16 protein-coding genes and 2 tRNA genes are annotated in these 19,844 nt (G+C 55.2%); 17 read left to right on the top strand and 1 reads right to left on the bottom strand.

Going from position 1 to position 19,844, the window contains the following annotated elements; translation table 11 throughout:
• Positions 1–45: 45 nt before the first annotated feature.
• Together carB and greA are read left to right on the top strand one after the other, a co-directional pair.
• The gene (carB, locus tag ACP7BO_RS21395) at positions 46–3,267 is read left to right on the top strand and encodes a carbamoyl-phosphate synthase large subunit (protein ID WP_426212617.1); all 3,222 of its coding nucleotides are present in this window, start codon (positions 46–48) and stop codon (positions 3,265–3,267) included.
• Positions 3,264–3,740 carry a transcription elongation factor GreA gene (greA, locus tag ACP7BO_RS21390; protein ID WP_003439592.1) on the top strand — a complete coding sequence of 159 codons (477 nt, stop codon included), beginning with the start codon at positions 3,264–3,266 and terminating at the stop codon, positions 3,738–3,740. The genes carB and greA overlap by 4 nt, the downstream gene beginning before the upstream one ends.
• A gap of 307 nt (positions 3,741–4,047) precedes the next feature.
• On the opposite strand, the gene yhbY is transcribed toward greA, so the two are convergent.
• Positions 4,048–4,356 carry a ribosome assembly RNA-binding protein YhbY gene (gene yhbY, locus ACP7BO_RS21385; protein ID WP_003439595.1) on the bottom strand — a complete coding sequence of 103 codons (309 nt, stop codon included), beginning with the start codon at positions 4,354–4,356 and terminating at the stop codon, positions 4,048–4,050.
• Between the two features lie 105 nt (positions 4,357–4,461).
• Between yhbY and rlmE the strand changes: the two genes are divergently transcribed.
• The 15 genes from rlmE (at position 4,462) to pnp (ending at position 19,830) form a co-directional block, all read left to right on the top strand.
• Positions 4,462–5,112 carry a 23S rRNA (uridine(2552)-2'-O)-methyltransferase RlmE gene (rlmE, locus tag ACP7BO_RS21380; RefSeq protein ID WP_060695318.1) on the top strand — a complete coding sequence of 217 codons (651 nt, stop codon included), beginning with the start codon at positions 4,462–4,464 and terminating at the stop codon, positions 5,110–5,112.
• Between the two features lie 191 nt (positions 5,113–5,303).
• The gene (ftsH, locus tag ACP7BO_RS21375; RefSeq protein WP_003439601.1) at positions 5,304–7,211 is read left to right on the top strand and encodes an ATP-dependent zinc metalloprotease FtsH; all 1,908 of its coding nucleotides are present in this window, start codon (positions 5,304–5,306) and stop codon (positions 7,209–7,211) included.
• A gap of 8 nt (positions 7,212–7,219) precedes the next feature.
• The gene (gene folP, locus ACP7BO_RS21370; RefSeq protein ID WP_426212613.1) at positions 7,220–8,071 is read left to right on the top strand and encodes a dihydropteroate synthase; all 852 of its coding nucleotides are present in this window, start codon (positions 7,220–7,222) and stop codon (positions 8,069–8,071) included.
• Between the two features lie 16 nt (positions 8,072–8,087).
• Positions 8,088–9,425, top strand: coding sequence for a phosphoglucosamine mutase (gene glmM / locus ACP7BO_RS21365; protein ID WP_397454848.1), 1,338 nt, complete (start codon positions 8,088–8,090; stop codon positions 9,423–9,425).
• A 66-nt stretch (positions 9,426–9,491) separates the two neighbouring features.
• Complete coding sequence (gene tpiA, locus ACP7BO_RS21360; protein ID WP_060695312.1) at positions 9,492–10,247, top strand: triose-phosphate isomerase; 756 nt, start codon at positions 9,492–9,494, stop codon at positions 10,245–10,247.
• 2 nt (positions 10,248–10,249) lie between these two features.
• Positions 10,250–10,633 (top strand): preprotein translocase subunit SecG, encoded by a 384-nt coding sequence (gene secG / locus ACP7BO_RS21355; protein ID WP_426212611.1) that lies wholly within the window; start codon positions 10,250–10,252, stop codon positions 10,631–10,633.
• A gap of 29 nt (positions 10,634–10,662) precedes the next feature.
• Positions 10,663–10,748 (top strand) — tRNA-Leu (locus ACP7BO_RS21350).
• Between the two features lie 96 nt (positions 10,749–10,844).
• A tRNA-Met gene (locus ACP7BO_RS21345) sits at positions 10,845–10,921 on the top strand.
• Positions 10,922–11,062: 141 nt separating this feature from the next.
• Positions 11,063–11,521, top strand: a complete 459-nt coding sequence (gene rimP / locus ACP7BO_RS21340; protein ID WP_397454847.1) for a ribosome maturation factor RimP — start codon at positions 11,063–11,065, stop codon at positions 11,519–11,521.
• Between the two features lie 47 nt (positions 11,522–11,568).
• Positions 11,569–13,050, top strand: a complete 1,482-nt coding sequence (nusA, locus tag ACP7BO_RS21335) for a transcription termination factor NusA (RefSeq protein WP_003439619.1) — start codon at positions 11,569–11,571, stop codon at positions 13,048–13,050.
• A gap of 27 nt (positions 13,051–13,077) precedes the next feature.
• On the top strand, positions 13,078–15,585 hold the full coding sequence (gene infB, locus ACP7BO_RS21330) for a translation initiation factor IF-2 (RefSeq protein WP_060695310.1): 2,508 nt from the start codon (positions 13,078–13,080) through the stop codon (positions 15,583–15,585).
• A 158-nt stretch (positions 15,586–15,743) separates the two neighbouring features.
• Entirely contained in the window at positions 15,744–16,145 is a 402-nt protein-coding gene (gene rbfA / locus ACP7BO_RS21325) for a 30S ribosome-binding factor RbfA (RefSeq protein ID WP_060695308.1), read from the top strand.
• 3 nt (positions 16,146–16,148) lie between these two features.
• Positions 16,149–17,066, top strand: a complete 918-nt coding sequence (gene truB / locus ACP7BO_RS21320) for a tRNA pseudouridine(55) synthase TruB (protein WP_003439625.1) — start codon at positions 16,149–16,151, stop codon at positions 17,064–17,066.
• A gap of 162 nt (positions 17,067–17,228) precedes the next feature.
• Positions 17,229–17,498 (top strand): 30S ribosomal protein S15, encoded by a 270-nt coding sequence (gene rpsO, locus ACP7BO_RS21315; protein WP_003439639.1) that lies wholly within the window; start codon positions 17,229–17,231, stop codon positions 17,496–17,498.
• A 226-nt stretch (positions 17,499–17,724) separates the two neighbouring features.
• Positions 17,725–19,830, top strand: coding sequence for a polyribonucleotide nucleotidyltransferase (pnp, locus tag ACP7BO_RS21310; RefSeq protein ID WP_073510075.1), 2,106 nt, complete (start codon positions 17,725–17,727; stop codon positions 19,828–19,830).
• Positions 19,831–19,844 lie beyond the last annotated feature (14 nt).

The following is a 19,844-nucleotide window of genomic DNA, read 5'->3' as shown; positions in this document are numbered from 1 at the left end:
GATCGACAGCTTGCCGACTGACCTGCGGATTTGAGTGACAAACCCATGCCAAAACGTACAGACATTAAAAGCATCCTGATTCTCGGCGCTGGCCCGATTGTTATCGGCCAGGCGTGTGAATTTGACTACTCCGGCGCCCAGGCCTGCAAGGCTCTGCGCGAGGAAGGCTATCGCGTCATCCTGGTGAACTCTAACCCGGCCACCATCATGACCGACCCGGACATGGCCGACGCGACCTACATCGAGCCGATCAAATGGCAGACTGTTGCCAAGATCATCGAAAAAGAGCGTCCGGACGCTCTCCTGCCGACCATGGGCGGCCAGACTGCTCTGAACTGCGCACTGGATCTGGAGCGTGAAGGCGTTCTGGAGAAGTTCGGCGTAGAAATGATCGGCGCCAATGCCGACACTATCGACAAGGCTGAAGACCGTTCGCGTTTTGACAAGGCGATGAAGTCCATCGGCCTGGATTGCCCGCGCTCCGGTATCGCCCACAGCATGGAAGAGGCCAATGCGGTTCTCGAGAAGCTCGGCTTCCCGTGCATCATTCGTCCTTCCTTCACCATGGGCGGCACCGGTGGCGGTATTGCTTACAACCGTGAAGAGTTCGAAGAAATCTGCGCCCGTGGTCTCGACTTGTCGCCGACCAAAGAACTGCTGATCGACGAGTCCCTCATCGGCTGGAAAGAGTACGAGATGGAGGTTGTCCGCGATAAGAAGGACAACTGCATCATCGTTTGCTCGATCGAAAACTTCGACCCGATGGGCGTGCACACCGGCGACTCGATCACCGTTGCTCCGGCACAGACCCTGACGGACAAGGAATACCAGATTATGCGTAACGCCTCGCTGGCGGTACTGCGTGAGATCGGCGTTGAGACCGGTGGCTCCAACGTTCAGTTCGGCATTTGCCCGGACACTGGCCGTATGGTTGTGATCGAGATGAACCCGCGTGTTTCGCGTTCTTCGGCGCTGGCTTCGAAAGCCACCGGTTTTCCGATTGCGCGTATCGCTGCCAAGCTGGCGATCGGTTACACCCTGGATGAGTTGCAGAACGAAATCACCGGCGGCGCTACTCCGGCGTCCTTCGAGCCGTCCATCGACTACGTTGTGACCAAGCTGCCGCGCTTTGCTTTCGAAAAATTCCCTAAGGCCGATGCGCGCCTCACGACTCAGATGAAGTCGGTTGGTGAAGTTATGGCCATTGGCCGGACTTTCCAGGAATCCTTGCAAAAAGCCCTTCGCGGTCTGGAAGTGGGTGTAAGCGGCCTTGATCCAAAGCTCGACCTGAGCAACCCGGAAAGCATGGCAGTGCTCAAGCGCGAGCTGACAGTGCCTGGTGCCGAGCGTATCTGGTACGTGGCGGACGCATTCCGCGCCGGCATGACCGTAGAAGATATCTTCGGCATGAACATGATTGACCCTTGGTTCCTGGTGCAGATCGAAGATCTGATCAAGGACGAAGAGAAAATCAAGACCATGGCCCTGTCTTCGATTGACCGCGATGCGATGTATCGCCTCAAGCGCAAGGGCTTCTCTGACGCACGTCTGGCTGTACTGCTGGGTGTGACCGAGAAAAACCTGCGTCGCCATCGTCACAAGCTGGAAGTGTTCCCGGTTTACAAGCGCGTTGACACTTGCGCAGCCGAGTTTGCTACCGACACGGCTTACATGTACTCGACCTACGAGGAAGAGTGCGAGGCCAACCCTTCGGATCGTGACAAGATCATGATCCTGGGTGGCGGTCCGAACCGTATTGGCCAGGGTATCGAGTTCGACTACTGCTGCGTTCACGCTGCACTGGCGTTGCGTGCCGATGGTTACGAAACGATCATGGTCAACTGCAACCCGGAAACTGTTTCCACTGACTACGACACCTCTGATCGCCTGTATTTCGAGTCCGTGACTCTGGAAGACGTGCTGGAAATCGTACGTGTCGAGAAGCCAAAAGGCGTGATCGTGCAGTACGGCGGCCAGACCCCGTTGAAGCTGGCTCGTGCACTGGAAGAAGCGGGCGTGCCGATCATTGGTACCAGCCCTGACGCTATCGACCGTGCTGAAGACCGTGAGCGCTTCCAGCAAATGGTTGAGCGTCTGAATCTGCGTCAGCCGCCAAACGCCACTGTGCGCAGCGAAGATGAAGCTATTCGTGCAGCAACCAAGATTGGTTACCCGCTGGTGGTTCGTCCTTCCTACGTGCTGGGCGGCCGGGCGATGGAAATCGTTTACGAAGAAGACGAGCTCAAGCGTTACCTGCGTGATGCGGTGAAAGTGTCCAACGACAGCCCGGTGCTGCTGGATCACTTCCTGAACTGTGCCATCGAAATGGACGTGGATGCCGTCTGTGACGGTACTGACGTAGTGATCGGCGCGATCATGCAGCACATTGAGCAGGCTGGTGTTCACTCCGGCGACTCCGCATGCTCGTTGCCACCGTACTCGCTGCCGCTGCATATCCAGGACGAGATGCGCGAACAGGTCAAGAAGATGGCTCTGGAGTTGGGCGTTGTCGGCCTGATGAACGTGCAGCTTGCTCTGCAAGGCGAAGATATCTACGTGATCGAAGTGAACCCGCGTGCTTCGCGAACTGTTCCTTTCGTATCCAAGTGCATCGGTGTTTCTCTGGCGATGATCGCGGCGCGCGTGATGGCTGGTAAAACCCTGAAGGAAATCGGTTTCACTAAAGAAATCATTCCTAACTTCTACAGCGTAAAAGAAGCGGTCTTCCCGTTCGCCAAATTCCCGGGTGTTGACCCGATCCTCGGCCCGGAAATGAAGTCCACCGGCGAAGTGATGGGCGTTGGCGATACCTTCGGTGAAGCGTTCGCCAAAGCTCAAATGGGTGCCAGCGAAGTGCTGCCAACTGGTGGTACTGCGTTCATCAGCGTACGTGACGATGACAAGCCTTTGGTGGCGGGTGTTGCGCGTGATCTGATCAACCTGGGTTTTGAGATTGTTTCGACCGTTGGTACTGCCAAGTTCATCGAGGCTGCGGGCCTGAAAGTGCGCCGCGTGAACAAGGTGACCGAAGGTCGTCCACACGTTGTCGATATGATCAAAAATGATGAAGTCAGCCTGATCATCAACACGACCGAAGGTCGTCAGTCGATTGCTGACTCTTACTCCATTCGCCGCAACGCTCTGCAGCACAAGATCTACTGCACCACGACTATTGCTGCTGGCGAAGCGATCTGTGAAGCGCTTAAGTTCGGTCCTGAAAAAACCGTACGCAGCTTGCAGGATCTACACGCAGGATTGAAGGCATGATCAAATACCCAATGACGGTTCAGGGTCATAAAGCCCTGGAAGAAGAGCTTGCGCACCTGACCAAGGTTGTTCGGCCAAAGCTGAGCAAGGAAATCGGTACAGCGCGCGAGCTGGGCGACCTCAAAGAAAACGCTGAGTACCATGCGGCTCGTGAGCTGCAGGGTATGTCCGAGGCCCGTATTCGTGACATCGAAGGCCGTCTGCAGAACGCAGTGGTTATTGATGTGGCGGCTATTCCTCATACCGGCAAGGTGATTTTCGGCACGACGGTCGAGATCGCGAACGTTGAAACTGACGAGCGCGTGACGTATCAGATCGTTGGTGAGGATGAGGCTGATTTCAAACTCGGAAAAATCTCCGTAGGTTCGCCACTTGCTCGCGCCTTGATTGCCAAGGAAGAAGGTGATGTGGTTGCGGTGAAAACACCGGGCGGCGTCATTGAGTACGAGATTGTCGAAGTACGTCACATCTGAGAAAAGGCGCCCGCTTCGTGCGGGCGCACTGCATTGGCGGCTGGCCCGGATTTCCGGGTCGGCGGTCGCGCATGTTGTAATCAGAATTTTTTACCGGTGCCGGGCGATACGCGTTGGCGCCGTCGTTGATCGATACATCGAGCGCAGTTGTGGCTGGAATTCGGCAAGCGCTGCTTGATGTTGTCTGCTGGCGGGATTTATTGCGTGGGGTGGAACTGGCTGCCTGATGCGTTGCGCGGGCAGTTATCGCTATTGATCAGGCAAGAGTGTCAGGGTGCGCAGAGCGCACCCTTGACCCTTGTCGGCATCACTTGAAACGATGGATGTTCGACAGTTGCTTGTTAACATTGACGTTCTTGCGGTAAAGAAGCGCCATTTTGCCGATAACCTGTACCAACTCCGCTTTGCCGGCCTTGCACAACTCTGCAATGGCCTCCAGGCGGGATTCGCGATCCAGGATGTTGACTTTGATTTTAATCAGCTCGTGATCGCCCAATGCGCGTTCGAGTTCGGCTAAAACACCCTCAGTCAAACCATTATCAGCCACAGTCAATACTGGTTTCAGATGGTGGCCAATGGATTTGTACTGTTTCTTCTGCTCTTGAGTGAGCGGCATAATCTGACCCCTGTGTCTGATCTTGTAAAAAGCGGCGGCCAGTTTACCCGAGCGAGTCCGGGACCGCCCAGTTAATCACGACCCGTTTATTTTTTGAGGTGGCCCGTGGCCCGTTCCAAGACTAGCCTTAACTGGCTGAAAGAGCATTTCAACGATCCATACGTCAAAATGGCGCAAAAAGATGGGTATCGTTCGCGTGCGAGCTACAAGTTGCTCGAGATTCAAGAGCGTGACCGGATTATCCGTCCGGGCATGACCGTCATTGACCTGGGGGCCGCCCCGGGTGGCTGGTCACAGGTTACCAGCCGTCTGATCGGTGGTCAGGGGCGACTGATCGCTTCTGACATTCTTGAGATGGACAGCATTCCTGATGTGACCTTCATTCAGGGTGACTTCACCGAAGATCATGTGCTCGCTCAGATTCTTGAAGCTGTCGGAAATACGCAGGTAGACCTTGTGATTTCAGATATGGCCCCCAATATGAGTGGATTGGCAGCGGTGGACATGCCGCGTGCGATGTTCCTCTGCGAACTGGCTCTGGATCTTGCTGGACGTGTATTGCGACCGGGTGGTGACTTCTTGATCAAGGTCTTCCAGGGTGAAGGCTTCGATGAGTACCATAAAGACATTCGAAAGCTGTTCGACAAGGTGCAGATGCGCAAGCCGTCTTCTTCGAGAGACAGGTCCCGCGAGCAGTATTTGTTGGGGCGCGGCTTCCGTGGCATCTCTGGTTCAGCCAGTGATGAGCGTCTCTGACAAGAGCGATAGGTTTTTTTGTATCGCTTTACAGATCGTGCATAAAGAATATTGTGTAGTCAAAGTTTCACAAAGGGTTACAGACGGAGCCTGCAAGGGTTGTAGGCAATGTAGTAAGTTATGCCGGTGAATATCATGCGAAGCACGCTTCAGTAGCGGGGCTTGCTTCAGAGGGTAGCTAATTGAACGATATGGCAAAGAATCTGATCCTGTGGTTGATCATCGCAGCTGTCCTGGTGACAGTGATGAACAACTTCTCCAGTCCAAACGAGCCACAAACCCTCAACTATTCCGACTTCATCCAGCAAGTTAAGGATGGCAAGGTCGAACGCGTTGCCGTGGATGGCTACGTGATTACCGGCAAGCGCAGTGATGGCGATTCCTTCAAAACCATCCGTCCGGCTATTCAGGACAACGGTTTGATCGGTGATCTGGTTGATAACCATGTGACTGTTGAGGGCAAGCTGCCTGAGCAGCAAAGCATCTGGACTCAATTGCTCGTAGCGAGCTTCCCGATTCTCGTGATCATTGCTGTCTTCATGTTCTTCATGCGTCAGATGCAGGGCGGTGCCGGCGGTAAAGGCGGGCCGATGAGCTTTGGCAAGAGCAAGGCGCGGCTGCTATCGGAAGACCAGGTCAAAACGACCCTGGCTGATGTGGCCGGCTGTGATGAAGCGAAGGAAGAAGTGGGTGAGCTGGTTGAGTTCCTCCGCGATCCTGGCAAGTTTCAGCGTCTGGGCGGTCGAATCCCTCGTGGTGTGCTGATGGTTGGCCCGCCGGGGACCGGTAAGACTTTGATCGCCAAGGCGATTGCTGGTGAAGCCAAGGTTCCGTTTTTTACGATTTCCGGTTCGGACTTCGTTGAAATGTTCGTGGGTGTTGGTGCCAGCCGTGTTCGTGACATGTTTGAGCAGGCTAAAAAGCACGCGCCGTGCATTATCTTCATCGATGAAATTGATGCTGTCGGTCGTCACCGTGGTAACGGTATGGGCGGCGGTCATGATGAGCGTGAGCAGACCCTTAACCAGTTGCTGGTTGAGATGGACGGCTTTGAGATGAATGACGGCATCATTGTGATTGCCGCCACTAACCGTCCGGACGTGCTGGACCCTGCGCTCTTGCGTCCAGGTCGTTTTGACCGTCAGGTTGTGGTTGGTTTGCCGGATATTCGTGGTCGCGAGCAGATTCTCAAGGTCCACATGCGCAAAGTGCCGATGGGTGATGATGTCCAGCCGGGCGTTATTGCTCGTGGTACTCCGGGTTTCTCGGGTGCTGATCTGGCCAACCTGGTGAACGAAGCCTCCTTGTTTGCCGCGCGCACCGGTAAACGTGTTGTGGAAATGAAAGAGTTTGAACTGGCCAAAGACAAAATCATGATGGGCGCAGAGCGCAAATCGATGGTCATGTCGGACAAGGAAAAGCGCAATACTGCTTATCACGAAGCAGGTCATGCAATTGTCGGTCGTGTTGTGCCAGAGCATGACCCGGTTTACAAAGTATCGATCATTCCTCGTGGTCGAGCATTGGGCGTAACCATGTTCCTGCCGGAAGAGGACCGTTACAGCCTGTCCAAGCGTGCTCTGATCAGTCAGATCTGCTCGCTGTATGGCGGCCGTATTGCCGAGGAGATGACCTTGGGCTTTGACGGCGTGACTACCGGTGCGTCCAACGACATCATGCGTGCGAGCCAGATTGCTCGGAACATGGTCACCAAATGGGGCCTGTCCGAGAAATTGGGTCCTTTGATGTATGCCGAAGACGAAGAGTCGTATCTGGGGCGTGGCGGTGGTCAGAGCTCGAGCGTTTCGGGCGAGACAGCCAAGCTGATCGACTCCGAAGTGCGCAGCATCATTGATCAGTGCTATGGCACTGCCAAGCAGATACTGACAGATAATCGTGACAAGCTGGAAGCTATGGCTGACGCCTTGATGAAGTACGAGACGATCGATGCCGATCAGATCGACGACATTATGGCCGGTCGTCCGCCACGCGAACCGCGTGACTGGGAAGGTGGTGGCTCGGGTACTCCGACGGCTCCAACTCTGGACAAGACCGAACGCCCAGAAACACCTATCGGCGGTCCTGCTGCTGATCAATAAGGCTTGAAATGACTTCTGTTCAGTCCTCAACCCGGTTGCCTTGCGGCAACCGGGTTCTTGATTTGGCCCATCCGCACGTGATGGGTATTCTCAATGTCACCCCTGATTCCTTTTCTGATGGCGGTCGCTTCGCTGCGGTTGATGCGGCCTTGCGCCATGCAAAGGCTATGGTTCTGGCGGGTGCAACTCTGATTGATGTCGGAGGTGAGTCCACTCGCCCTGGCGCTCCTGTTGTTTCCTCACAAGAAGAGCTTGATCGGGTGGCGCCTGTTGTCGAGCTCATCAGTCGTGAACTTGATGTCATTATCTCGGTCGATACATCCGCGCCAATCGTCATGACTGAGGTTGCGCGTCTTGGTGCTGGCCTGATTAATGATGTTCGTTCATTGCGCCGCGAAGGTGCCTTGCAGGCTGCTGCAGCTACAGGTCTGCCGGTATGCCTGATGCATATGCTCGGCGAACCCGGGGATATGCAGGATAATCCGCATTACGCTGATCTGGTTGGTGAGGTCTCAGCATTTCTTGCCGAACGAATGGCGCAATGCGCAGTTGGCGGGATTCCAGCTGAGCGCATCGTGCTTGATCCGGGATTTGGCTTCGCAAAAACACTTCAGCACAATCTGAGTTTGTTTAAGCACATGGAGGCCCTGTATGCGCTGGGTCGACCATTGTTGGTAGGTGTTTCGCGTAAAAGCATGATAGGGCGGACGTTGAATCGGCCGGTTGCGGAGCGCCTCTATGGCAGTTTGGCTCTGGTAGCGCTTGCCGTGACCAAGGGTGCGCGAATATTGCGTGTCCATGACGTTGCCGAAACAGTTGATGTGGTACGGATGATCGCAGCGGTAGAGTCCGCCGACTAAGAATGATGGAGCACTTATGACGAAGAAATATTTTGGCACCGACGGTATTCGTGGTCGGGTCGGCGTTTATCCCATTACCCCTGACTTTATGCTCAAGCTGGGTTGGGCGGCGGGTATGGCGTTTCGCAGCAAGGGTGCCTGCCGCATCCTGGTAGGTAAGGACACCCGCATTTCCGGCTATATGTTTGAGTCTGCGCTAGAGGCCGGTCTTTCCGCGGCTGGTGCCGATGTAATGCTGTTGGGGCCAATGCCTACTCCGGCCATTGCTTATCTGACGCGTACTTTCCATGCGGAGGCGGGCATCGTGATCAGTGCTTCGCACAATCCCCATGACGATAACGGTATCAAGTTTTTCTCGGGGGATGGCACCAAGTTGCCTGATGATGTCGAGTTGATGATTGAGGAGTTGCTGGATGCTCCGATGACAGTCGTTGAGTCGGACAAGCTGGGAAAGGTGTCGCGTATCAATGATGCGCCGGGTCGCTATATCGAATTCTGCAAGAGCAGTGTGCCGAGCAGTACCAACTTCAGTGACCTCAAAATTGTTATCGACTGCGCCCATGGTGCGACTTACAAGGTTGCGCCAAGTGTTTTCAAGGAGCTGGGCGCGCAAGTCACTGTGTTGTCGGCTCAGCCTAATGGTTTGAACATCAATCATGATTGCGGCTCGACCCATATGGGGCAGTTGCAGGCTGCAGTCCTGGCTGAGGGGGCGGACCTGGGTATCGCGTTTGATGGCGATGGCGATCGGGTTTTGATGGTCGATCACACGGGTGCGATTGTTGATGGCGATGAGTTGCTGTTCATTATTGCTCGCGACTTGCAGGAGCGTGGCAAGTTGCAAGGTGGTGTCGTCGGTACGCTGATGAGTAATCTGGGACTTGAGTTGGCGCTGGATGATCTGGGCATTCCGTTCGTTCGCGCCAATGTCGGGGATCGCTATGTAATTGCAGGCTTGCAAGAGCGCGACTGGCAGGTTGGCGGAGAGAACTCGGGGCATATCGTGTGCTTCCAGCATACGACCACGGGTGATGCAATCATCGCTGCCCTGCAAGTGCTGCTGGCGTTGCGTCGACGTGGCGATAGTCTGGCCCAGGCGCGTCAGGCTTTGCGTAAATGCCCGCAGGTGCTGGTAAATGTGCGGTTTGGTGGTGGTGTTGATCCTGTCGAGCACCCGGCCGTCAAAGAAGCTTGCGCGCGAGTCACTGAGGCCATGAAAGGACGCGGGCGTGTACTGCTGCGAAAATCGGGAACTGAGCCTCTAGTGCGTGTAATGGTCGAAGGTGACGATGAAAATATGGTTCGCGGCTATGCCGATGAGCTGGCAAAACTAGTAAGTGAAGTTTGTGCCTGAATTCGACTTGCCAGCGCGGATGTGGTTGGGTAACATCTGCGCCCACTTTGACCGACGAGGTAAAGCATGCGTCGCATGATGGTAGCTGGTAACTGGAAGATGCACGGTACCTGCGCCAGCGTCGCTGAGCTGATCGTTGGTCTGCGTGATATGTCCTTGCCTGGCAGTGTTGATGTCGCAGTATTCCCGCCTGATCTGTTCATTGATCGTGTGATCAAAGGCTTACAAGGCGCGCCAATCTCGATTGGTGCTCAGAATACTGCGGTCGAAGCAAAGCAGGGCGCTCTGACCGGAGAGATTTCTTCGGATCAGTTGCAGGATGCTGGTTGCGCATTAGTGCTTGTGGGTCACTCTGAGCGTCGCCTGATTCTGGGTGAGTCAGACGAGACCCTCAATCGCAAGTTTGCAGCAGTTCAGGCTTCAGGTCTGACGCCGGTGTTGTGCATAGGGGAAACTCTGGAGCAGCGCGAAGCCGGGCAAACGTTGGAAGTGGTAGGGCGTCAGCTGGATGTTGTCATTGACGCATTTGGTATTGAAGCTTTTGCAAATGCAGTGATTGCATATGAGCCAGTCTGGGCCATTGGTACCGGGCTGACTGCATCACCGCAGCAAGCGCAAGATGTGCATGCGGCCATTCGCGCACAGTTGGCGCAAAAGAATTCTGAGGTCGCACAAGGTGTGCGGCTTCTATACGGCGGCAGCGTGAAGGCGGCCAATGCGGTCGAACTGTTCAGCATGCCGGATATCGATGGGGGACTCATTGGCGGGGCTTCCCTGAATGCAGATGAGTTCGGTGCGATTATTCGTGCCGCAGGAAACTGAAAATGCTGGATAACGTCGTAACTGTTTTTCATCTGCTGACAGCATTGGGTGTAATTGCCCTGGTTTTGCTGCAACAGGGTAAGGGAGCGGATGCTGGAGCTTCTTTTGGCGCAGGTGCATCAAATACTGTGTTCGGAAGCCAAGGTTCCTCTACCTTTCTTAGTAAGTTTACTGCTATACTTGCCGCAGGTTTTTTCATAACCAGCTTGGGGTTAGGTTACTTTGCTAAAGAGAAAGCTGAACAGCTGACTCAAGTAGGTTTGCCAAATCCAGCGGTTCTGGAAGTTCCAGTGCAAAAGCCGGCTTCAGATGATGTTCCGGTGCTTCAAGAGCAAAAGTCGGCAATTCCTGCGACTGACGTACCTCCAGCTCAAGAGCAAAAGTAAAACGGGTTTCATGATGTAACTGTAGTATTGCCGAGGTGGTGGAATTGGTAGACACGCAACCTTGAGGTGGTTGTGCCCATAGGGTGTAGGGGTTCGAGTCCCCTTCTCGGTACCAATTATCAAGAATGCCCGCAGTAGCGGGCTTTCTTGTATGTGGAAGGTTGGATTGACCCTGAAAAGGATCAACCGTATACTTCCGCTCCAGCTTTGTCGCGGGATGGAGCAGTCTGGTAGCTCGTCGGGCTCATAACCCGAAGGTCGTCGGTTCAAATCCGGCTCCCGCAACCAGTTTTAGCGGAGCCCCTTATTAGGGGCTTTTTGTTAACTGGACACTTTATAGCGTCGGTATTCAACGACGTTTCAGAGATGGGCGCTTCGCCCATTTTTTCATTTTGCACAGCATGCACAAACATGCACTAGGGGGTTCAAGTGTCGAGCAAGCTAGAAGAGTTGCAGGCCTTGCTGGCCCCGGTGATCGTGGCCCTTGGCTATGAATGCTGGGGTATTGAATTTTCGGCTCAAGGCCGCCATTCAATGTTGCGTGTGTATATCGACAAGGAAGGCGGCGTATTGGTTGATGACTGCGCAATTGTCAGTCGTCAGATCAGTGGCGTTCTGGATGTCGAAGATCCTATCGCTGTTGAATACACCCTTGAAGTTTCTTCTCCTGGCATGGAACGCCCGCTGTTCACTCTTGAACAGTTCGCTAAATATGCCGGTGAGCAAGTGAAGATCAAGCTGCGCTCGCCTTTTGAAGGGCGACGTAACTTTCAGGGCCTTCTGCGCGGCGTAGAGGAGCAGGACATCGTGGTGCAAGTTGAAGACCATGAATTCCTGTTGCCGATCGATATGATCGACAAGGCCAACATTATTCCCAGTTTTGACTGAGACGCGGATCCCGCGGATCCAATGGCTTGCGAAAGGCGAGGCGTACGATGAGCAAAGAAGTACTGCTGGTTGTTGAGTCGGTGTCCAATGAAAAGGGCGTACCGGCAAACGTTATTTTTGAAGCGCTGGAGCTGGCTCTGGCCACCGCTACTAAAAAGCGTTTTGAAGACGAAGTCGATCTGCGTGTGGAAATCAACCGCCACACCGGTAACTATGAGACTTTCCGTCGCTGGACTGTGGTCGAAGACGAAGATCTGGATGATCCAGCAATCGAGTTGGCTGTAGACCAGGCCCAGGCGAAACAGCCAGGCGCTGTAGCTGGCGATATTATCGAAGAAAAAATCGATTCTATCGAATTCGGTCGGATTGCTGCACAAACTGCCAAACAGGTAATTGTGCAGAAAGTCCGCGAAGCCGAGCGTGCTCAAGTAGTCGATGCCTATCGTGAGCGTCTGGGCGAAATCATTTCTGGCACTGTTAAAAAGGTGACACGTGACAATGTGATCGTCGACCTGGGTAACAACGCAGAAGCGTTGCTGGCTCGTGAAGACATCATCTCGCGTGAAACTTTCCGTGTTGGCGTACGCCTTCGCGCACTGCTGAAAGAAATTCGTACCGAGAACCGCGGTCCTCAACTGATCCTGTCGCGTACCGCGCCGGAGATGTTGATCGAGCTGTTCCGTATTGAAGTTCCAGAAATCTCCGAAGGCCTGATCGAAGTGATGGCGGCCTCCCGTGATCCTGGATCTCGCGCTAAAATAGCCGTTCGCTCCAAAGATAAACGCATTGATCCGCAAGGTGCCTGTATCGGTATGCGCGGTTCGCGCGTCCAGGCAGTGTCCGGCGAATTGGGCGGAGAGCGAGTGGATATCGTCCTTTGGGATGACAACCCGGCGCAGTTCGTGATCAACGCAATGTCGCCCGCAGAAGTAGCGGCGATTATCGTCGACGAAGATGCCCATGCAATGGACATCGCCGTTGGCGCAGACAATCTGGCCCAGGCGATTGGTCGCGGTGGTCAGAACGTACGTTTGGCCAGCCAGTTGACCGGCTGGACCTTGAACGTGATGACCGAATCGGACATCCAGGCTAAGCAGCAAGCAGAAACCGGCGATATCCTGCGCAATTTCATCGAAGAGCTGGAAGTTGATGAAGATCTGGCGCAGGTACTGGTAGATGAAGGCTTTACTAGCCTGGAAGAGATTGCCTACGTACCGGTGGAGGAAATGCTCAACATCGATGGCTTTGACGAAGATACCGTCAACGAGCTTCGCGCTCGAGCCAAGGATCGTTTGTTGACTAAAGCCATCGCTACTGAGGAAAAGCTGGCAGACGCCCATCCGGCCGAAGACCTGCTCTCGCTTGAGGGTATGGACAAGGATTTGGCGATGGAACTGGCGGTGCGCGGCGTAATTACCCGCGAAGACCTGGCCGAGCAGTCTATTGACGACCTGCTCGACATCGACGGCATTGACTCTGATCGTGCCGGCAAGTTGATCATGGCCGCCCGAGCCCATTGGTTCGAGTAATTAGGCGCGGCCTGAGGAGAGAAATGCATGACGCAAGTCACGGTGAAACAACTGGCCGATGAGGTCAAAACACCGGTTGAGCGCCTGTTGCAGCAGATGCGTGAGGCAGGTCTGCCGCACAACGCCGCCGAGCAGAATGTGACCGACAGTGAGAAGCAGGCTCTGCTGACTCACCTGAAAAGCAGCCACAAGGCTAAAGTGGAAGAACCGCGCAAGATCACTTTGCAGCGCAAAACCACCAGTACCCTGCGTGTTGCTGGCAGCAAAAGTATTAGTGTTGAAGTACGCAAGAAGAAAGTCTTCGTACAACGCAGCCCGGAAGAAATCGAAGCCGAGCGCAAGCGTGAGATGGATGAGCGTCGTGCAGTAGAAAATGCCGCACGTCAGAAGGCTGATGAAGAATCCAAGCGTCGCGCCGAAGAAGACGCGCGCCGTCAGCCTGCATCTACATCTGCTCCAGCAGCAGCTCCGGCTGTCGCGGCACCTGCACCTGTGCAGGCAGCAGTGGCTGCAGCACCAGCGCCGGCCGCTGATGCACGCAAACGTGATGAGCAGCGTCGCCCGGACAAACCACGCGCTGACGATAACAATCGTCGCGGCAGTGGTGACGGCGATCGCAAGAACGCACCGCATCGCGCATCGGTTAAAGAAAAAGCACCGACTCCACGTGTTGCTCCGCGCTCTTCCGATGAAGAAAGCGATAGCTTCCGTCGCGGTGGTCGTGGCAAGGGCAAGCTCAAGAAGCGTAACGCTCACGGTTTCCAGAGCCCAACCGGCCCTGTAGTTCGTGACGTGCAGATTGGCGAGACCATCACTGTCGGCGATTTGGCTGCACAGATGTCGGTCAAGGCTGCTGAAGTCATCAAGTTCATGTTCAAGCTGGGAACTCCGGCGACCATCAACCAGGTACTTGATCAGGAAACTGCTCAACTGGTTGCTGAAGAACTGGGCCACAAAGTGACTCTGGTAAGCGACAACGCCCTGGAAGATTCCCTGGCCGAGTCCCTGAAGTTCGAAGGCGAGTCGTTCTCCCGTGCACCGGTTGTGACCGTAATGGGCCACGTTGACCACGGTAAAACGTCCCTGCTCGACTACATCCGTCGTGCCAAGGTAGCTGCTGGCGAAGCCGGTGGTATTACTCAGCACATCGGTGCATACCACGTTGAAACCGAGCGCGGCATGGTCACGTTCCTCGATACCCCGGGTCACGCTGCGTTTACCGCAATGCGTGCTCGTGGTGCCAAGGCGACTGACATCGTGATTCTGGTTGTTGCTGCAGACGACGGCGTAATGCCGCAGACCATCGAAGCTGTTCAGCATGCGAAAGCTGCTGGCGTGCCGCTGGTTGTTGCAGTGAACAAAATCGACAAGCCGGGCGCTGATCTTGATCGCATCCGCAGCGAGTTGTCCGTTCACGGCGTAACGTCGGAAGAGTGGGGTGGTGACACTCCGTTTGTTTCGGTTTCGGCGAAAATGGGTACCGGCGTTGACGAATTGCTCGAAGCCGTATTGCTGCAAGCTGAAGTCCTGGAACTCAAGGCAACTCCATCGGCTCCTGGCCGTGGCGTAGTCGTTGAGTCCCGTCTGGACAAAGGCCGCGGTCCGGTTGCTACTGTTCTGGTTCAAGACGGTACCCTGCGCCAAGGCGACATGGTTCTGGTCGGTTCCAACTACGGCCGCATCCGCGCCATGCTCGACGAGAACGGCAAGTCCATCAAGGAAGCCGGTCCATCCATCCCTGTCGAGATTCTCGGCCTGGACGGAACGCCAGATGCTGGCGACGAGATGAGCGTAATGACTGACGAGAAGAAGGCGCGTGAAGTTGCCCTGTTCCGTCAAGGCAAGTTCCGCGAAGTGAAACTGGCTCGTGCTCACGCAGGCAAGCTGGAAAACATCTTCGAGAACATGGGCCAGGAAGAGAAGAAGACGCTTAACATCGTCCTCAAATCTGACGTCCGTGGTTCGTTGGAAGCTCTGCAGGGCGCTCTGAGCGGCCTGGGTAACGACGAAGTGCAAGTGCGCGTAGTGGGCGGCGGTGTCGGTGGTATCACCGAGAGCGACGCTAACCTGGCACTGGCATCCAACGCTGTACTGTTCGGCTTTAACGTGCGTGCTGATGCCGGCGCTCGCAAGATCGTCGAGCAAGAAGGCCTGGACATGCGTTACTACAACGTCATCTACGACATCATCGAAGACGTCAAGAAAGCCCTTACCGGCATGCTTGGCAGTGACGTCCGGGAGAACATCCTGGGTATCGCTGAAGTCCGCGACGTGTTCCGTTCGCCTAAGTTCGGTGCTATCGCAGGCTGTATGGTGCTGGAAGGTGTTGTTCACCGTAACCGTCCAATCCGCGTACTGCGTGACGACATCGTTATCTTCGAAGGCGAGCTGGAATCCCTGCGCCGCTTCAAGGATGACGCTGCCGAAGTGCGTGCCGGCATGGAATGCGGTATCGGCGTCAAGAGCTACAACGACGTTAAAGTCGGTGACAAGATCGAAGTGTTCGAGAAGGTCCAGGTTGCTCGCAGCCTCTAAATCGCGAGCCTCAAGAGCGAGGACGGGCCAGCGCATGCAAATGCGTTGCGCCCGGCCTGGACTCTAAACGCAACGCCCGGTCCGGCTTCTGTCTGGCCGGGCGTTTGCCGCTTTCAGACCGCATGGGTTTCCCATGGGTGAGTAACAGGTAACAAGACATGGCAAAAGAATATAGCCGTACCCAACGTATTGGCGATCAGATGCAGCGTGAGCTGGCACAGCTGATCCGTCGTGAAGTCAAAGATCCACGCGTGGGTCTGGTTACAATTACTGCTGTTGAAGTCAGCCGTGACGTCGGTCACGCCAAGATCTTCATCACCGTAATGGGCCAGGACAATGCTCAAGACATCGCTCAGACCGTTAAGGTGCTGAACTCGGCAGCGGGTTTCCTGCGCATGCAACTGGCGCGTGAAATGAAGCTGCGCAGCGTTCCCCAGCTGCACTTCCACTACGATGAAAGTGTCGTGCGTGGCGCTCACCTGTCCGCCTTGATTGAGCGTGCAGTGGCTGAGGACAATCAGCACCCTGAAGCCACTGCTCCTGAAGACACCAAGGAGTAACCGGTGGCTCAGGTCAAGCGTATCCGTCGTAACGTCAGCGGCATCATCCTGCTCGACAAACCGCTTGGATTCACCTCCAATGCGGCCTTGCAGAAAGTCCGTTGGCTGCTCAATGCCGAGAAGGCAGGGCACACCGGTAGCCTCGATCCATTGGCCAGTGGCGTATTGCCGTTGTGCTTTGGCGAAGCCACCAAGTTTTCGCAATACCTGCTCGATTCCGACAAGGGTTATGAAACCCTGATGCAATTGGGCAAGACCACGACTACAGCGGATGCAGAAGGCGATGTTTTGCTGACGCGCCCGGTGACCGTTGGTCGCGCCGATATTGAAGCTGTTTTGCCCAAATTTCGTGGACAAATCAGTCAGATACCGCCGATGTACTCTGCACTCAAACGTGACGGCCAGCCGCTTTACAAGCTGGCTCGTGCAGGCGAAGTGGTGGAGCGTGAACCGCGTTCTGTTACTATTACCCGCCTCGAATTACTGGCCAGCGAAGGCGACACTGCGCGCTTGTCCGTCGACTGCACCAAAGGCACTTATATCCGTACCCTCGTGGAAGATATTGGTGAGCAACTGGGTTGCGGGGCATACGTTGCAGAGCTTCGTCGTACGCACGCCGGACCTTTCAGCCTGGCCCAAACGGTTACGCTGGAAGAGTTGGAAGCAGTACACGCCGAAGGCGGAAACGAAGCAGTTGATCGCTTCCTGATGCCATCGGACAGCGGTTTGCTGGACTGGCCGTTGCTGCACTTCTCGGAGCACAGCGCATTCTATTGGCTAAACGGCCAACCAGTGCGCGCTCCGGATGCCCCAAAGTTCGGCATGGTGCGGGTACAAGATCACAACGGTCGCTTTATCGGTATCGGTGAAGTGAGCGAAGACGGGCGCATCGCGCCGCGTCGACTGATTCGGTCAGAATGACCGGAGCAGGCCGGTTCGGGATGTAACTGTCCCGGGCCGAACTGGAACGAGGGTGGCTGTTATTAGGCACGGTCACATCTCATTTTTTAATACGAGGATTTGTCCTCGGCCTATTGGATCTGTCTTGTCCGCAAGCAGACCCCTAATGAAAGGAAATGCCTCATGGCACTGACAATCGAACACAAAGCAGAAATCGTAGCTGACTACCAGCAAGCTCCAGGTGATACAGGTTCTCCAGAAGTGCAGGTTGCACTGCTGACCTTTAACATCAACACGCTGCAAGGTCACTTCAAAGAAAACAAAAAAGATCACCACTCCCGTCGTGGTCTGATCCGCATGGTAAACCAGCGTCGCAAGCTGCTGGACTACCTCAAAGGCAAGAACGTTGAGCGTTACAAAACGCTGATCGCTCGCCTGGGTCTGCGTCGCTAATAGCGATGTTGCTAGAGGCTGGTTGTCTGTCGTACGTGTGCGGGTTCACCGCAGGCGTACGACAGGCTTCCAGCCTCAAGTTTTATCTGGACTAGCCGGATCCTTACGAAAGCAGTGCATTGCGCCGGTTTTCGTAAGCATCTTGAGTCGGGTCAACATCCGACATTGCGCAAGCATTTCGCAAGAAACCCGTTCCCCAAGAGCCACAAAGAGAAGGTAGGACACCGTGAACCCGGTTATCAAAAAATTCCAGTTCGGTCAGTCGACCGTCACCCTCGAGACTGGCCGTATCGCCCGTCAGGCCTCCGGCGCAGTATTGGTCACCGTTGACGACGACGTCAGCGTGTTGGTGACTGTTGTCGGTTCCAAGCAAGCTGATCCAGGCAAGGGCTTCTTCCCTCTGTCTGTTCACTACCAAGAAAAAACCTACGCCGCGGGTAAAATCCCGGGCGGTTTCTTCAAGCGTGAAGGTCGCCCTTCCGAAAAAGAAACCCTGACTTCGCGTCTGATCGACCGTCCGATCCGTCCGCTGTTCCCAGAAGGCTTCATGAACGAAGTGCAGGTTGTCTGCACCGTTCTGTCCACCAGCAAGAAAACCGATCCGGACGTCGCTGCGATGATCGGTACTTCGGCTGCGCTGGCCATTTCCGGCATTCCTTTTGATGGTCCGATCGGCGCTGCCCGCGTTGCTTACCACGAAAGCACCGGCTACCTGCTGAACCCGACTTACGAACAACTGGCCGCTTCCAGCCTGGACATGGTTGTTGCCGGTACTTCGGAAGCTGTGTTGATGGTTGAATCGGAAGCCAAAGAGCTGACCGAAGACCAGATGCTGGGCGCGGTATTGTTTGCCCACGACGAATTCCAGGTCGTTATCCAGGCTGTTAAAGAGCTGGCTGCCGAAGCTGCAAAACCAACCTGGGACTGGGCTGCTGCTCCAGAAGCTACCGAACTGTTGGCTGCTATCCGCGCCGAGTTCGGCGAAGCGATCTCCCAGGCTTACACACTGACCGTCAAGCACGAGCGTTATGCACGTCTGGGCGAGCTGAAAGACCAGGTTGTTGCCAAGCTGTCCGGTGAAGAAGGCCAGCCGACTTCTGCTGAAGTCAAAGCTGCATTCGGCGAAATCGAATACCGCACCGTTCGCGAAAACATCGTTAACGGCAAGCCGCGTATCGATGGCCGCGACACCAAAACCGTCCGCCCTCTGAACATCGAAGTCGGCGTTCTGCCAAAAACCCACGGTTCGGCTCTGTTCACCCGTGGCGAAACTCAGGCTCTGGTCGTTGCAACTCTGGGTACTGCCCGTGACGCACAACTGCTGGACACCCTGGAAGGCGAGAAGAAAGACCCGTTCATGCTGCACTACAACTTCCCTCCGTTCTCGGTAGGTGAGTGTGGTCGTATGGGTGGTGCCGGTCGTCGCGAAATCGGTCACGGCCGTCTGGCCCGTCGTTCGGTTCAGGCCATGCTGCCTGCTGCTGACGTGTTCCCGTACACCATCCGTGTTGTATCGGAAATCACCGAGTCCAACGGTTCCAGCTCCATGGCTTCGGTCTGCGGCGCTTCCCTGGCACTGATGGACGCTGGTGTGCCGATGAAAGCACCGGTTGCCGGTATCGCCATGGGTCTGGTTAAAGAAGGCGAGAAGTTCGCAGTTCTGACCGACATCCTGGGTGACGAAGATCACCTGGGCGACATGGACTTCAAAGTAGCCGGTACCGCTAAAGGTGTTACCGCGCTGCAGATGGACATCAAGATCAAAGGCATCACCGAAGAAATCATGGAGATCGCACTGGGCCAGGCCCTGGACGCTCGCCTGAACATCTTGGGTCAGATGAACCAGATCATTGCCGTATCGCGTAATGAATTGTCGGCCAACGCTCCGACCATGATTGCGATGAAAATCGACACCGACAAAATCCGTGATGTTATCGGTAAAGGCGGCGCGACCATCCGTGCAATCTGTGAAGAAACCAAAGCTTCGATCGATATCGAAGACGACGGTTCGATCAAGATCTTCGGCGAAACCAAGGAAGCTGCAGAAGCGGCGCGCCAGCGCGTTCTGGGCATCACTGCAGAAGCCGAGATCGGCAAGATCTACACCGGTAAGGTTGAGCGTATCGTCGACTTCGGCGCATTCGTAAACATCCTGCCAGGCAAAGACGGCCTGGTTCACATCTCCATGCTGAGCGACGCTCGTGTTGAGAAAGTGACTGACATTCTTAAAGAAGGTCAGGAAGTGGAAGTACTGGTACTGGACGTGGACAACCGCGGCCGTATCAAGCTCTCCATCAAGGACGTAGCAGCAGCCAAGGCTTCGGAAGCTTAATAGCCGCCGAAACC

Origin of the sequence: Pseudomonas sp. TWR2-1-1, assembly GCF_049897045.1 — a bacterium.
Lineage (GTDB): Bacteria > Pseudomonadota > Gammaproteobacteria > Pseudomonadales > Pseudomonadaceae > Aquipseudomonas > Aquipseudomonas versuta.
This window is presented reverse-complemented; position numbering and strand designations above follow the sequence as displayed.